The organism is Bacillus sp. FSL W8-1127 (assembly GCF_038006725.1).
In the GTDB taxonomy this organism is placed as follows: domain Bacteria; phylum Bacillota; class Bacilli; order Bacillales; family DSM-4216; genus Bacillus_O; species Bacillus_O smithii.
The window spans coordinates 3324516-3338532 of sequence record NZ_JBBOVU010000001.1; the positions used below are offsets into that span (position 1 = coordinate 3324516).

Genomic DNA, 14017 nt, shown 5'->3' on the forward strand with positions numbered 1-14017 from the left:
ATGATTTATACGTATACGTTGTATAGTCTAGCTAATCAATTGTTTTAACCGATCAAGCTTTCCGCGAAGGCTGCCGTCAATAATGCGATTCCCGATTCTGACTTTCAAGCCTCCTAAAAGCTTCGGATCCACAACATTTTCAATTTTCAAAGTTTGCTTCCCGACTTTTTCAGCCAATACAGCTGACAGTGAAGATTTTTCTTCTTCATTTAATGGGCGTACACTCGTCACCGTCGCTTCTGCAATTCCACGCTCGTTATTGGCCAAGGCTATGTATTCTTCAGCCATTTCCAACAGGTGATCTTCGCGGTGGTTTTCCATCATAAGAAGCAATGTATTGACAATAAACGGAGAAGCAGTTGAAAACGCCTGTTTAACTAATTCTTTCTTTTTGGACATGTCCACTTTCGGCAGTTTCAAGAAGAACAGCAATTCCGGAGTTTGCTGTAAAACCTCTTTTACTACACTCATCTGTTCCCCAATCAGAGCTACTTGATCGTTCTCTTTTGCAACTTGGAAAAGAGCTGCCGCATAGCGATTGGCTACTATAGAATTACTCATCGCCCTTCTCCTGCCTCTTTAATAAAATCTTGGATTAATTTTTCTTGATCTTGCTCGCTCAATTCTTTTTCAATGACTTTCGAAGCAATCAATACAGATAAAGAGGCCACTTGATCACGCAATTCTGCCACTGCTTGTTCTTTTTGACGATTGATTTCAGCTTTTGCGGACTCTTTCAAGCGTTCTGCTTCTTGTCTAGCTGCGGCAATAATCTCATCTTTTTGCCGTTCACCTTGTTTTTTGGCATTTTCGATTAGAGCTTGGGCATCTTCTCTAGCTTTTTTCAGTTCTTGACGAGTTTCTTCTAAAAATTTATTCGCTTCAACACGGCTCTTTTCCGCCGCTTCAATTTCATTCGCAATATGATCTTCGCGCTGTTTCATGATTCCCACGAGCGGGCCCCATGCATATTTCTTTAACAACGCCAATAAAATAATAAACATCAATAATTGGAAGATGATATCTCCACTGTTGATGTGTGCTTCTCCCAATACAAGCGCGTTTGTCAACACGTATTATTCACTCCCTTCAAGAGTCAGCTCCCTAACCATAACAATCCAGCAGGAATACGGTACATAAAGGAATGGCGAAGGTTCGCATGGAATGATCTTCGCCATTTGCAACTTAATTCCAGTGATTATCGATTCAAAACCATGAATGCGATAACTACGGCAATAATCGGAATCGCTTCAACTAACGCTACCCCAATGAACATAACCGTTTGAAGCATCCCGCGTAGTTCTGGTTGACGAGAAATACCTTGTACCGTACGAGATACGATTAAACCGTTACCGACACCTGCCCCAATTGCTGCCAACCCTATTGCAATTGCTGCTGCTATTACACCTAAACTCATGATTAAGTTCCTCCTTTAAAATATATAAAAAGTTCTTCTTTCAAATAATGATATAATGAATTTATGTTTAATGGTCTTGGCTGATTTTATGAGCCATGTAAACCATTGTTAACATCGTGAAAATAAATGCTTGGATTGAACCGACAAAAATACTGAAAGCTTGCCATGCAATTGTCGGAATAATGGCCGCAATAGTGCCACCGACACTTGACGCCAAACCACCGGCCAACAGCGAAAGCAAGATTTCCCCCGCGTAGATGTTTCCGTAAAGCCGGAGCCCCAGAGTCAATGTATTGGCGAATTCTTCGATTATTTTTAAAGGGAATAAAAATTTCATCGGTTCAAAGTATCCCCGTACATATCCGCCAAACCCTTTCATCTTTACGCCGTAATAATGAGTTAATACTACAATCATAACTGCAAGCGTAAGTGTAATGGCAGGGTCGGATGTCGGCGACTTCCACCATAACTTGTGATCTACCACAACGGAAAATGGAAGACCTAGCATATTGGATACAAAAATATACATAATCAAAGTAAGGCCGAGAATATGAAAACGCCCGCCCGTTTTCCAATCCATGTTGCTTTGAATGATATTCTTTACAAAATCCATGATCCATTCCATGAAATTTTGCATTCCTGTCGGTTTCAAAGCAAGCTTCCGTGTGGAGATGATCGCAATTAAGAATACAATCACACTTGCCACTGTGATCATTAAAACATTGGACAGGTTAAAAGTAAGACCCATAAATTCCACTATTGGAGCTTCATGTTCCAATTCTTATCACCTCTCTTCCACGTTACCTAAATTAGAATGGATTCATTAAATCTATCATAATGACATTTACTGCCATTATTTCTATATTGAAATATAAGGAGAAGAATTCAACCCGGAAAGCGAAGGGCAGCAATGAGGCTGTTTTGCCTGTTAGGTAAAACGTCAAGGCCTCAGCTTTTTGACAATATCGGACAGGCTCACCGAACCCCCGATAAATTCCAAGCTTGTCCATTGGCAGGCTATGCTTGTATACAAGCTATAGAAAATGCCTTGCGGAGCAGATAAATGGAGAACTGGCAGAATTCACAGTAATAATGCCATTCATAGCTTTCAAATATTTTAACGCACTAATCCCCTGAATCGAAACGGCGTATTGTACGCAGCATCGCCAGTATTCCGGCCGCTAATCCCGATAAAAGCCCAATCACTAAAAACAGAGGTTCTGTTTGGCATTTGCCATCGATCCATCTACCGAGAAATATCCCGATCAAAACAGATCCTGCCAGCTGAGATAAGATGGTGCTGTAGAGAGCCATTGCCCGAAATGGACTTTTATGTTTTTGAGCCATTCATCACCCTCACATTCAAGCGGGAGCTGACCCGAACTTCAAAAAAATACAAGCGTTTTCACCACGCTCAGTTTATTCAAATAACTTCTATTATTTCCTTTGTAAGGATACAATAGAGACCTTGCAATGTCAATGTGTTTACAGTGAAAAAGATCACAAAGCATTCACAAATTTTCACAAAGTTTTCACAAAGTTTTCGCAAATTCTGTGAATTTTTTTCATTTTATTCAACTAAAGAGTTAGGTTACAAATGGCCGATTTGCAAAAAATCCCTTAACTTTCGACATTAAGAAGTCTCGTCCGCTTTTTGTTCCTTCCGACTGCGATGAAAGCGGCATTCATAAAGAGTCTCCTGCTTGGAGACTCTATGAAAAACGATCCGGTTTTTGGCTCGTTCTTTTGAAATAATAGCGCACCGCTTCCGCAATTCGGCGGGATGCTTCTCCATCCCCATAAGGGTTGACGGCTTTTGCCATTTTCTCATATTCATGCGGGTCCGTTAAAAGTTCTTTAGTCAATCGATAAATACGCTCTTCTTCCACCCCGGCAAGTTTCAGTGTACCCGCTTCAATCCCCTCGGGCCGTTCTGTTGTATCACGAAGCACCAAGACCGGCACGCCAAGGGAAGGCGCTTCTTCCTGCACCCCTCCTGAATCCGTTAAGATTAGATGGGCCCTGGCTGCGAAATTATGAAAATCAATCACATCTAGCGGTTCAATTAAATGAATTCTTTCGTTATCTCCGAGAATTTCCATTGCGATTTCCCGTACTGCTGGATTCAAATGAACCGGATAAACCACTTGAACATCTTTCATTTCCTCTACAATCCTCTTAATGGCCCGAAACATATTGCGCATTGGTTCGCCCAAGTTTTCTCTCCTGTGGGCTGTTAATAAGATCAGGCGGTCCGTGCCAACCTTCGTTAAGATCTCATGCTGATAATCGCTTTTGACAGTTGTTTTTAATGCATCAATGGCTGTGTTTCCCGTTACAAAGATGGTGTCTTTCTTTTTGTTCTCCTGAATCAAATTGGCTTCCGCTTTGGCTGTCGGCGCAAAATGAATATCAGCAAGAATACCAGTTAGCTGCCGGTTCATTTCTTCTGGAAACGGCGAGTACTTATTCCACGTCCTAAGCCCCGCTTCGACATGACCAACCGCAATTTGGTTGTAAAACGCCGCCAGGCTTGCAATAAACGTCGTTGTCGTATCTCCATGAACTAAAACGATGTCAGGCTTGACTTCTTTCATCACTTTATCCAGGCCTTCCAAGCCTTTTGTCGTCACATCTGTCAACGTTTGTCGATCTTTCATGATATTGAGATCATAATCAGGTTGAATCCCGAAAATATCCAGCACTTGATCCAACATTTGGCGATGCTGGGCCGTCACTGCCACAATCGTTTCAAAATCTTCCGGATACTTTTTTAATTCAAGCACAAGCGGAGCCATTTTGATGGCTTCCGGCCGGGTTCCGAAAATGGTCATTACTTTAATTGGAGCACTCATATTCGCACCTACTCTACCTTATTTTGTACCGAATAATCGGTCTCCTGCATCTCCGAGACCTGGAACAATATATCCTTTTTCGTTTAGTTTTTCATCTAAAGCAGCGATATAAATGTCAACATCTGGATGGGCTTTTTTTAGTGCTTCAACCCCTTCTGGAGCAGCAATCAGGCACATAAATTTAATGTTTTTGGCGCCGCGTTTCTTCAGGGAATTCACCGCTTCAACGGCAGATCCGCCCGTTGCCAGCATCGGGTCCACCAAAATAAAATCTCTTTCCTCCACATCGGATGGAAGCTTCACATAATACTCAACTGGCTTTAACGTTTCGGGATCCCTGTATAGTCCGATATGACCTACTTTAGCGGCAGGAATGAGCTTTAAAATGCCGTCAATCATTCCAATACCGGCACGCAATATCGGAACAACACCTATTTTCTTTCCTGATAAAATCTTTGCATTTGCTTTTCCAACAGGCGTTTCGACTTCAATTTCTTCCAAAGGCATGTCACGGGTAATTTCAAACGCCATTAAAGTAGCCACTTCATCCACTAGTTCCCGAAACTCCTTTGTTCCGGTATTTTTATCTCGTATAAAAGTTAGCTTATGCTGGATCAGCGGGTGATCAAATACATATACTTTCGCCACGAATCTCGCTCCTTTGATGATTTTCACTATGTAACTGTAATATAACCTTGACAAAGTTCTACATACTTCAACTTATTTTACAAAAAAACATATGGATCATCAAGAAAGGATCACGAAAACGTGATCACTGACGGGAGAGAAAACCATTTTCTTTCTAAATGAGGAAAACACACTTTTTCCCTTTTAATATACAAAGGCCGGCCGAATCGGAAAAGGAGGAGACTTAAGCCCCCTCCTTTTCCATTTATTTTAAACTCTTTTAATAGATTTTTCCTGGATTCAAAATTCCTTCTGGATCAAGCGCTTTTTTAATGGTGCGCATCACATCGAGTCCTTCCGGATGCTCTTTCAGCAAATATTTCTTTTTCCCGATCCCAATTCCATGTTCTCCTGTACATGTGCCCCCTTGTTGAAGGGCATAATCCACAAGCGCCTCATTCATCTTTTGGAAACGGCCCACTTCATCTTGGTCATTCGGATCGATCGCAAGCGACGTATGAAAATTGCCATCCCCTACATGACCAAGGATGGCGGCGTCCAAATGATAGGCTTCCGCCAATTGCCTAGCCTTTTCCAATGCACCTGTCAGCTTGGAAATAGGAACGCAAACATCCGTAGAAACGTGAAGCTTCCCGGGGTATTTGCTTGTAATCGCAACAGCCGCTTGATGCCTTGCTTCCCACAATTGAGCTCGTTTGATGGAATCTTCTTCAAATTCGAAGGAAAGGCATCCGTTGTCTTCCATGATCTCTCTCGTCATTTGGATATCATGCTGAACCATTTCCCGGCTTCCGGCAAACTCTAAAAATAATGTCGGATGCACCATAAAATCGGTTCCTTTATAAAGATTAATCGCTTCTATCGTCCGAGAATCCACAAGCTCTATTCTTCCGATCGGTATGCCTCCTTGCAAAACAGCGGTAGCAGCTCCCCCTGCCGCTTTCAAATTTGGAAACACGACTTTGGCAGCCACAATTGCTTCAGGAATACCATAAAGTTTTAGTGTAATTTCGGTAAAAATTCCGAGCGTCCCTTCCGAACCAATCATCAAGTCCGCCAAATGCAGACCTGCTGATGATTTGACCGTTTCTCCTCCCATAGGAATCACTCGGCCGTCAGCAAGGACACAACGCAGTCCAAGCACATTTTGCTTCATTGCTCCGTAGCGGACTGCGTTTGTTCCGCTCGCATTCGTTGCCGTCATCCCGCCGATCGTTGCGTCTGCCCCTGGATCCACTGGAAAAAAAAGGCCGTATTTTTTTAAGTGCTTGTTTAATTGGATTCTCGTGACACCCGGTTCCACTTTGACGATAAAATCTTCCGGGCGCAGCTCCACAATCCGGTTCATCAAGGAAAAATCGATGCTGATTCCGCCCTTCACCGGAATGACGTGCCCTTCCAAACTAGTGCCCACTCCAAACGGTACAATCGGTATGCTGCGTTCTTTAGCAAAATGGACGATTTTGACGACTTCTTCTTCCGTTTTCGGAAATACCACCGCATCCGGCAAAACGGGTGTATGGTAAGAAAACCCTTTGCTATGGTGATCTAAAACGGTTTCATTTGCGCTTACCCGCGCTTCATCAGGAATGATGCCAAGCAACTCATCCTTTAACACCAACCAGCTCTCCTTTCGCAGCCCCTTATGGATCTCGGCGATAGCCGAATAGAGTAAAAATCATCAGTGGGAGTTCATCTTATCCCCCACTGATGGCAAGTTGACCTATCTGGCTTTTAGCCGCCATACCGCTACCGGATGCTGTTCTTCGATTGAGGCGGAGGTCATCGTCCGTTATGGGCATTAGAAAATGCCCAAACTTTTTAGCGTACAGAAGCCCCTTCGTAAAGCGGGAATTTTTCTGTCAACGCAGCCACTCTTGCTTTTGCCTCGTTCAATTTCGCTTCGTTTTCGCGATTTTTTAGAGCGAAGCCAATAATGGACGCCACTTCATCCATTTCCGCCAAACCAAATCCACGAGTAGTGACCGCAGCCGTTCCAATTCGAATGCCGCTTGTCACAAACGGGCTTTCCGGATCATACGGAATCGTATTTTTATTGACAGTAATGCCGATATCATCTAACACTTTTTCTGCTTCTTTTCCCGTCAGCCCTAATGAACGGACATCAACAAGAAGCAAATGATTATCCGTACCGTCTGAAACTAATTTCAATCCTTCTTTTTGCAGCCTTTCCGCCAGCCGTTTTGCATTATCAATGATATTTTGTGCATACACTTTGAAAGAATCTTGCATGACTTCCCCAAGAGCCACCGCTTTCGCTGCAATCACATGCATGAGCGGACCGCCTTGAATGCCAGGGAAAATGGCTTTATCGATCTTTTTGGCAAACTCTTCTTTGCACAAAATCATTCCACCACGCGGCCCCCGCAACGTTTTATGCGTAGTGGTGGTCACAAAATGAGCATACGGAACCGGATTTGGGTGTAAACCAGCTGCTACAAGACCAGCGATATGAGCCATGTCCACCATTAAATATGCGCCAACTTCATCAGCAATTTCCCGGAATTTTGCAAAATCAATGATACGCGGGTAGGCGCTGGCACCGGCCACAATAAGCTTTGGTTTGTGTTTCAATGCTTTGTTCCGAACATCTTCGTAGTCAATTCGATGCGTTTCTTTGTCCACGCCATATTCCACGAATTGATATTGCACACCGCTAAAGTTTACCGGACTTCCATGTGTTAAATGGCCGCCGTGGGATAAATTCATCCCTAGAACCGTATCGCCATGTTCCAAAACACTGAAATAAACCGCCATATTTGCTTGAGCCCCGGAATGCGGTTGAACATTAACGTGCTCTGCTCCAAAGATTTCCTTTGCCCGTTCGCGTGCGATGTTTTCTACAATATCGACATATTCGCAGCCGCCATAATAACGTTTCCCCGGATAACCTTCTGCATATTTATTCGTTAAGACAGAGCCTTGCGCTTCCATCACAGCTTGGCTGACAAAGTTTTCTGAAGCGATTAATTCAATTTTCGTTCTTTGCCTGTTCAATTCTTTTTGGATAGCTTCATATACAGCTTGATCTTGTTCAGCAAGTTTACCCATTCTTGTTCCTCCTTTAAGTTATAGCAACACAAAGCCTTTTCTCATTTTTCAAATTCTTTTTTATTTTAACATGATTTTTTCGGGTTATTAAAGGCGGTTTTTGATTTTTTGCTTTATCCAAATCCTGGTTTACCGGATGTTATTTTTCTCTTAAATAAAACGGGACATCCTAGTCCTTCCATTTCACCTCACCGTTTGAAAGTGTTAAGCAAAATGGACTTTTTGATAAAATCGTGCCTGTATCAAAGAAGAGACCCAATCGCAGCATCGTGCCTGAAAATCCAAATCTCCGTTCCGCTTTATTTTATCATCCAGCGCACAATGTCTTCATACGTTTCCGCATTTGCCCTACTCATTTTATCAAACTCTAAAGAGAACAAATTCTTTAAAGAAAAGGCTGTTCCAAAAGTCCAATAAGAGCCCTTTGGAACAGCCTTTTCCAATAAAATTTCTTCTTAACAATGGATGGACTGCCATCCATCGTGTATAAAACAAAGTGAAGTGCCCTTCTGAACCGATACGATACGGCACGATACGGCGAAATTTTCAACGGCAGGCGTCGTTTTCGCTTGTTTCAACGGTATCATACACGGCCCGCGGACCGCCGATCAGCTTCGGACGTGTCTTGGCAAGCGTAACATGTGCTTCGCCCAACGTTTTGACGGATACCCGAACCGGAACAGCCACATGTTTCAAATGCATTCCAATGAACGTATCGCCGATATCTATCCCTGCATCCGCCTTTATAAATTCTACAACCGTAGGGTCTTGTAAATGTCGGTATGCAAAAGCTGCCATAGCACCACCCGCTTGCGGCACGGGAACAACGGATACTTCCTCCAAACGCTCCCGAATGGCCAGCTCTTTTTCAACGACGAGCGCACGATTTAAATGTTCGCAGCACTGAAATGCCAAAAAGATTCCGTTCTGTTTCGCAAAGGATTGAAGCTTGTTAAAAATGGCTTCCGCTATGGAGATTGTACCTGATGTGCCAATTTTCTTTCCCGCTACTTCGGAAGTGGAACAGCCTACTACAAAAATTTGGCCTTTTTTCAACTGCGCTTGTTCTTGAAACTCCCGCAAAATGAGCGAAAGTTGTTTTTCCCATTCAAATCTTTCCTCTTCCGTAGCCTTCCACCGTCCTTCTATTCGTTTTTCCAAAACCTGTTCCTAAGCTGTTATGAGCGGTCATTTTTATCTGTCAAATGTTTTTCTTCATATTCTTTAATTTTTCCAATTCGACGTTCATGGCGACCGCCTTCAAACTCCGTGGTCAGCCACACTTCGGCAATTTCCCTGGCAAGACCCGGTCCGATGACGCGTTCGCCCATGGCGAGAATATTGCTGTCGTTGTGTTTGCGGGTTAATTTTGCCGTATAAACATCATGTACAAGAGCACAGCGGATTCCCTTTACTTTATTGGCCGAAATACTCATCCCAACTCCAGTTCCGCAAATGAGAATGGCGCGGTCAAACTCTCCGTTCGCCACTTTTTCAGCAACAGGCAAAGCATAATCCGGATAATCGACAGAAGTTTCCGTTTCACAATTGCAACCAAAATCCTCATAATCTATTCCTAGTTCTTCCAGTAATTTTTTTATTTCTGCTCTTATATGAATTCCGCCGTGATCGGACGCAATCGCTACTTTCATGTTTGTTCCTCCTTCTCGGCCAAAGCCGAAGCCACTTTCGCAGAAATTTCTTCTTGTAACTTTATTTTGGCACACCCTGCAAAAAATATAAAGTATATTCGCTCTGAGATCTCTTCCGTCCCAGATGCCGGCTGTTTTCAAACGACAGAAAACCGACAGTGGCAGTATACGCACAGATGTGTCCTTTCTTTCCACAAAATCTGCCGAATGTCGCACTTTAGATGGCAGGTGACGCCGTTTGACAAAATAAAAAGAAGAGAAAAGCAGCCGGCTTTGTTGAAATCAGACCTGCTCCTCTTCAATACGGAATCTTGTAATCGTAGATTGAAGCTGTTTTGCCTGTTCTTTCAACTCCCTGGCAACTTGTTCAACCTTTTCCATATCTGCCGCCTGCTCTTTTGTCGACTCTGTCACTTGCTGAGCTCCTGCCGACGTCTCTTCCGCTATCGCTGCTACTTCCTGAGATTGTTGGGAAGTTTTTTGAATTCCTTCCATTTGTCCATCCACTAATGTTGAAATCGTATGAACAGCATTCGCCACTTCGTTAATGACCAATGTCATTTCTTCTATCGCGGAGTTGGTGAGGCTGCCCTTTTCCGCTTCTTCATTAGCCGATTCCACCTGTCTTGTAATTTGGCCGACCACATGCTCCACTTCTTTTTGAATGTCTTTTATCAATTCAGAAATTCCTTGAACAGCTTTAGCGCTTCCATCCGCGAGCTTCCGAACCTCTTCGGCAACGACCGCAAATCCTTTTCCGTGTTCCCCTGCCCGTGCAGCTTCAATAGAAGCATTGAGAGCCAACAGATTGGTCTGTGCGGCGATGTCCCCGACCAACTGTATGATTTGACCCACTTTTACCGCATTTTCTTCCAAGCGCTTTACCGCTTGCAAAGACTGCCTATTATCCAATGCAAGCTGTTGAATTCCGTCGATAAGAGATTGCATCGCTTCCTTGCTGTTTTGCAGTTCTTTGACCATTTCCTCTGCTTTTTGTTCCGAAGATTTTGCCTGAGTTTGAACTTCATGGGCAATTTTGGTGACATCCTCCATCGATTCGGCCGTGGCTTGGATCGCTCCAGCGGAACTTTCTGCGCCCGCAGAAATTTCGTCAATCGTTTGGGCAATGTCTTCCGCATGTTTGGACGCTCTTTCGACTTCTGTTAAAATTTCAAGCACTTTCGTGTTCGTTAAAGTAAAGGTAGTCTCGATTTGCCGTACCATTTCCCGTAAATTTTGCAGCATACCGTTAAACGCCAAAGCCAGTGAACGGATTTCATCATCACTCTTTGGCACTTTTACATCATGGACAATATTTCCCTCAGCCGCCTCAAGAGCCGCTTGTTCCAACAGCTGCAAAGGCTTCACAATGATCCGAGCGGCAAAAAACGCCAGGATGCCTGACCAAATAATTCCCAACAGAAGCGTGACAATCGTGAAGACCCTGTCGTCGGCACTTGAGAAAAATATGGGCCGTATTATGTAAATGAAAAAGGCGGAGCAGGAATATGTGATAAGTGCTACTAAATAGGTAAACAAAACCAACTTTTTTCTCAGCCCGAATTTAAACCGTTTTTTCATTGTTTTCTCTCCCTACCCTTATAGTTTAGCAGCCAATTGACGAATTAAGCTTTCCAATTCGTTGTACGTCTTCCTATATAATTCAACGGGACCTCCATAAGGATCGATAACATCTTCATGTCGGCCCAATACAAACTCTTTAATAGAAAACGTTTTATCCGCTGCTTTTGGAAACATTTGCATAATATAATTTTTATGGCTGGTTGTCATCGTGAAAATATAGTCAGCCCATTCAATATCCTCTTTTGTCAGCGTCCGGCTTTGGTGGCTGCAAGGAATATTCTTTTCTTTTAAAACCGTTTGGGCATTCACGGACACGCCGGCGCCATCTGCTGCAAAGATACCCGCAGATTTCACCTCAATCTGTTCGTTTATCTTTTTTAAAATGGCCTCGGCCATCGGACTTCTGCAAGTATTACCTGTGCAAACAAAGAGAACCTTCACTTTTTATGCCTCCCTCTCTTACTCTTATTATATCGAATCCTACTTTTTTCATACAGATTGAATTCATAAATTTTCCTAATTTTTCTCCTTTTTTAAAAGAAAAAGGAAGCGGAACCAAACAAAAGTCCTACTCCCTTTATCCTGATCATCTTCTGCCATCTCTCCACGTAAGCTTACCCTATCTGCTCCCTGCCTAAAAAGGGAGAATCAGTTTAAGCCCTATCGCCAATAGTATGCTCCCGCCGATCGCTTCACTGTAAACGCCGATTACACTCTTCGCTTTACTACCAATCAAAAGACCAAACCAAGTTAATAATGCCGCTGTAACCCCAAAACAAACAAGAGAAACGACCGTTTTTGCGCCTAATATCCCTAGCGTCAAACCGACAGAAAAGCTGTCGAGGCTGACGCTTAAAGCAAATAAAATCAACCCAAAACCAACAGGCGTCACAAACGATTCCTCTTTTTTAAAGCAAGATAGGAACATGGAAATTCCTAACAGAATCAATAGAATCCCTCCGGCATATCCGGCAACCGTTCCGAATGTGTGCGATAAAAAATGGCCCGCTATCATTCCCATCAGCGGCATCCAAACATGGAAGATCCCAACCATCATTCCTATGTAAAAAATTTGTTTAGAGCGGAGCGCAAACATTCCCATTCCCAAACCAACAGAAAACGCATCCATACTGAGCGCAAACGCCATTAATACTAATGTTATGATTTCCCCCATATAGCTTGTCATTCTGCATCCCCCTTCGGACATCCCCTATTCATGATTATGCATGTCCGAAAGGTTTTAGAATGATAAGCCACTGGTAAGAAAAGAGGCTGAAAATAGACCAATCCCCTTATCTCTTATTTAATTGAATGGCCAGGTCGTCATTACGTCCTTCTTTTTTGAGATTCCGAATGTTTGCCCAATCGTTTACCAAAGGAGGATCGTCAAAACGTTGACAACATTCATCCGTCATCGAATCCATTTATGACCCGCCGCTTTTTCCAGACGGTTCATCACCGCTGCACCAATACCCGTGTTTGGAAAAACTTCTGAATAGATAATGTCCACTTCCGTCTCGTTAAATTGGCGCAACACGCCATAAAGTTCATGAGCGACCGTGGACAATTCGGATCTTTTTCCACAGGAGAGAACAATATCGGCATCATAGCTGGAAGAGTTCTCCTCTGTCGTTAAGATTCCGACCTTTTTTCCCGCACTTCTTTGAGCATCCGTCAGCTGCTGAATTTTTTCGATCGGTCCTTCCACTAAATACAAAGGTGCGTTCGGAGCATAATGAGTATATTTCATGCCCGGAGCTTTCGGCTTGCTGTCTTTATTTTTTAGAGCCGGGTCAAATTCTACATGTCCAATGACATCTTCGATTTCTTCCTTTGAAAGGCCGCCGGGACGTAAAATGACGGGCGGCTCTACAGTGCAATCAAGCACAGTGGATTCTACCCCAACCCCCGTTTCTCCACCGTCCACGACACCGGCAATTTTCCCTGCTAAATCGTCCCAAACATGTTTAGCAGAAGTCGGACTCGGCTTTCCGGACCGATTGGCGCTTGGCGCAGCAATGGGGAGGCCGCACGCCGAAATCAATTTAAGCGCAACCGGATGGTCAGGCATGCGAATGCCCACCGTATCCATACCGGCTGTAGCCTTCTCGGATAGGCGCCCTGGCATTTTCTTAAAAATAATGGTTAACGGACCAGGCCAAAAAGCTTCCATCAGCCGTTTCGCTTTTTTAGGAATGTCCACAATAAGTGGTTCCAATTGGGATGTATCGGCGATATGAACAATAAGCGGATTATCGCTTGGCCGCCCTTTCGCTTCATAAATTTTGGCAATCGCCTCATCGCTCAAAGCATTGGCCCCTAATCCATAGACCGTTTCGGTCGGAAAGGCCACCACTTCATTTAACCGAAGAGCTTGTGCTGCTTCTTCAATTTGTGGATAACGAGTTTCGTTGTCCACTTCTTTATCCACAATCCAACATTTTGTTTCCATCCTTATTCACCTTACAATTTCACAAAGTTCTTTTTCGTTTTCAACCGCTCTTTATCCTAATTATATTATGGCGTTCCTTTATTTTATCATAAAAACGCATATTCACAAATTCCCCATTATTATCCACATATGTGGATAATATAATGTTTATTCAGTGGATAACTATGTGGATAAAGTGGATAAATTTCAGAATTTACGCTTTTTTTGCTATTTCATCCTCATCAAAAGTTGAATCTTCTCCTATCTCTGTTAAAAAACCGAACCCTTGAGCGGGTCCGGTTCTTTATGACGATATAATTTTGATGTTTGGGCTTCCAATTGAATTCAAAGCATGCCA

General features: G+C 43.3%; 15 protein-coding genes. All 15 read right to left on the reverse strand.

Annotated elements, in window-relative coordinates; genetic code table 11:
* Positions 1–27: 27 nt before the first annotated feature.
* Positions 28–561 (reverse strand): F0F1 ATP synthase subunit delta, encoded by a 534-nt coding sequence (locus tag NST12_RS15555; protein WP_003353336.1) that lies wholly within the window; start codon positions 559–561, stop codon positions 28–30.
* Positions 558–1073, reverse strand: a complete 516-nt coding sequence (locus tag NST12_RS15560) for a F0F1 ATP synthase subunit B (RefSeq protein ID WP_048624235.1) — start codon at positions 1071–1073, stop codon at positions 558–560. Before NST12_RS15560 ends, NST12_RS15555 begins: the two co-directional genes overlap by 4 nt.
* Before the next feature lie 125 nt (positions 1074–1198).
* Positions 1199–1417, reverse strand: a complete 219-nt coding sequence (atpE, locus tag NST12_RS15565) for a F0F1 ATP synthase subunit C (protein WP_003353338.1) — start codon at positions 1415–1417, stop codon at positions 1199–1201.
* A gap of 67 nt (positions 1418–1484) precedes the next feature.
* Entirely contained in the window at positions 1485–2195 is a 711-nt protein-coding gene (gene atpB, locus NST12_RS15570; protein ID WP_327796697.1) for a F0F1 ATP synthase subunit A, read from the reverse strand.
* A gap of 347 nt (positions 2196–2542) precedes the next feature.
* Positions 2543–2764, reverse strand: coding sequence for an AtpZ/AtpI family protein (locus NST12_RS15575; protein WP_270583863.1), 222 nt, complete (start codon positions 2762–2764; stop codon positions 2543–2545).
* Positions 2765–3129: 365 nt separating this feature from the next.
* A complete protein-coding gene (gene wecB / locus NST12_RS15580; protein WP_341030348.1) occupies positions 3130–4272 on the reverse strand; it encodes a non-hydrolyzing UDP-N-acetylglucosamine 2-epimerase in 1143 nt (380 codons plus the stop codon).
* An 18-nt stretch (positions 4273–4290) separates the two neighbouring features.
* Positions 4291–4920 carry a uracil phosphoribosyltransferase gene (gene upp / locus NST12_RS15585; RefSeq protein ID WP_048624238.1) on the reverse strand — a complete coding sequence of 210 codons (630 nt, stop codon included), beginning with the start codon at positions 4918–4920 and terminating at the stop codon, positions 4291–4293.
* A gap of 259 nt (positions 4921–5179) precedes the next feature.
* Positions 5180–6541, reverse strand: a complete 1362-nt coding sequence (locus NST12_RS15590; protein ID WP_048624239.1) for an FAD-binding oxidoreductase — start codon at positions 6539–6541, stop codon at positions 5180–5182.
* 200 nt (positions 6542–6741) lie between these two features.
* Complete coding sequence (gene glyA / locus NST12_RS15595) at positions 6742–7992, reverse strand: serine hydroxymethyltransferase (RefSeq protein WP_341030355.1); 1251 nt, start codon at positions 7990–7992, stop codon at positions 6742–6744.
* A 546-nt stretch (positions 7993–8538) separates the two neighbouring features.
* Positions 8539–9141 (reverse strand): TIGR01440 family protein, encoded by a 603-nt coding sequence (locus NST12_RS15600; protein ID WP_429739068.1) that lies wholly within the window; start codon positions 9139–9141, stop codon positions 8539–8541.
* 29 nt (positions 9142–9170) lie between these two features.
* The gene (gene rpiB / locus NST12_RS15605; RefSeq protein WP_003353348.1) at positions 9171–9644 is read right to left on the reverse strand and encodes a ribose 5-phosphate isomerase B; all 474 of its coding nucleotides are present in this window, start codon (positions 9642–9644) and stop codon (positions 9171–9173) included.
* A gap of 282 nt (positions 9645–9926) precedes the next feature.
* On the reverse strand, positions 9927–11225 hold the full coding sequence (locus NST12_RS15610) for a methyl-accepting chemotaxis protein (protein ID WP_327796700.1): 1299 nt from the start codon (positions 11223–11225) through the stop codon (positions 9927–9929).
* A gap of 18 nt (positions 11226–11243) precedes the next feature.
* Positions 11244–11669 carry a low molecular weight protein arginine phosphatase gene (locus tag NST12_RS15615; RefSeq protein WP_341101962.1) on the reverse strand — a complete coding sequence of 142 codons (426 nt, stop codon included), beginning with the start codon at positions 11667–11669 and terminating at the stop codon, positions 11244–11246.
* A 193-nt stretch (positions 11670–11862) separates the two neighbouring features.
* Complete coding sequence (locus tag NST12_RS15620) at positions 11863–12414, reverse strand: manganese efflux pump MntP (protein WP_048624242.1); 552 nt, start codon at positions 12412–12414, stop codon at positions 11863–11865.
* Positions 12415–12639: 225 nt separating this feature from the next.
* Positions 12640–13680: an L-threonylcarbamoyladenylate synthase gene (locus tag NST12_RS15625; RefSeq protein ID WP_341101965.1), complete on the reverse strand. Its 1041-nt coding sequence runs from the start codon at positions 13678–13680 to the stop codon at positions 12640–12642.
* Positions 13681–14017: the final 337 nt, after the last annotated feature.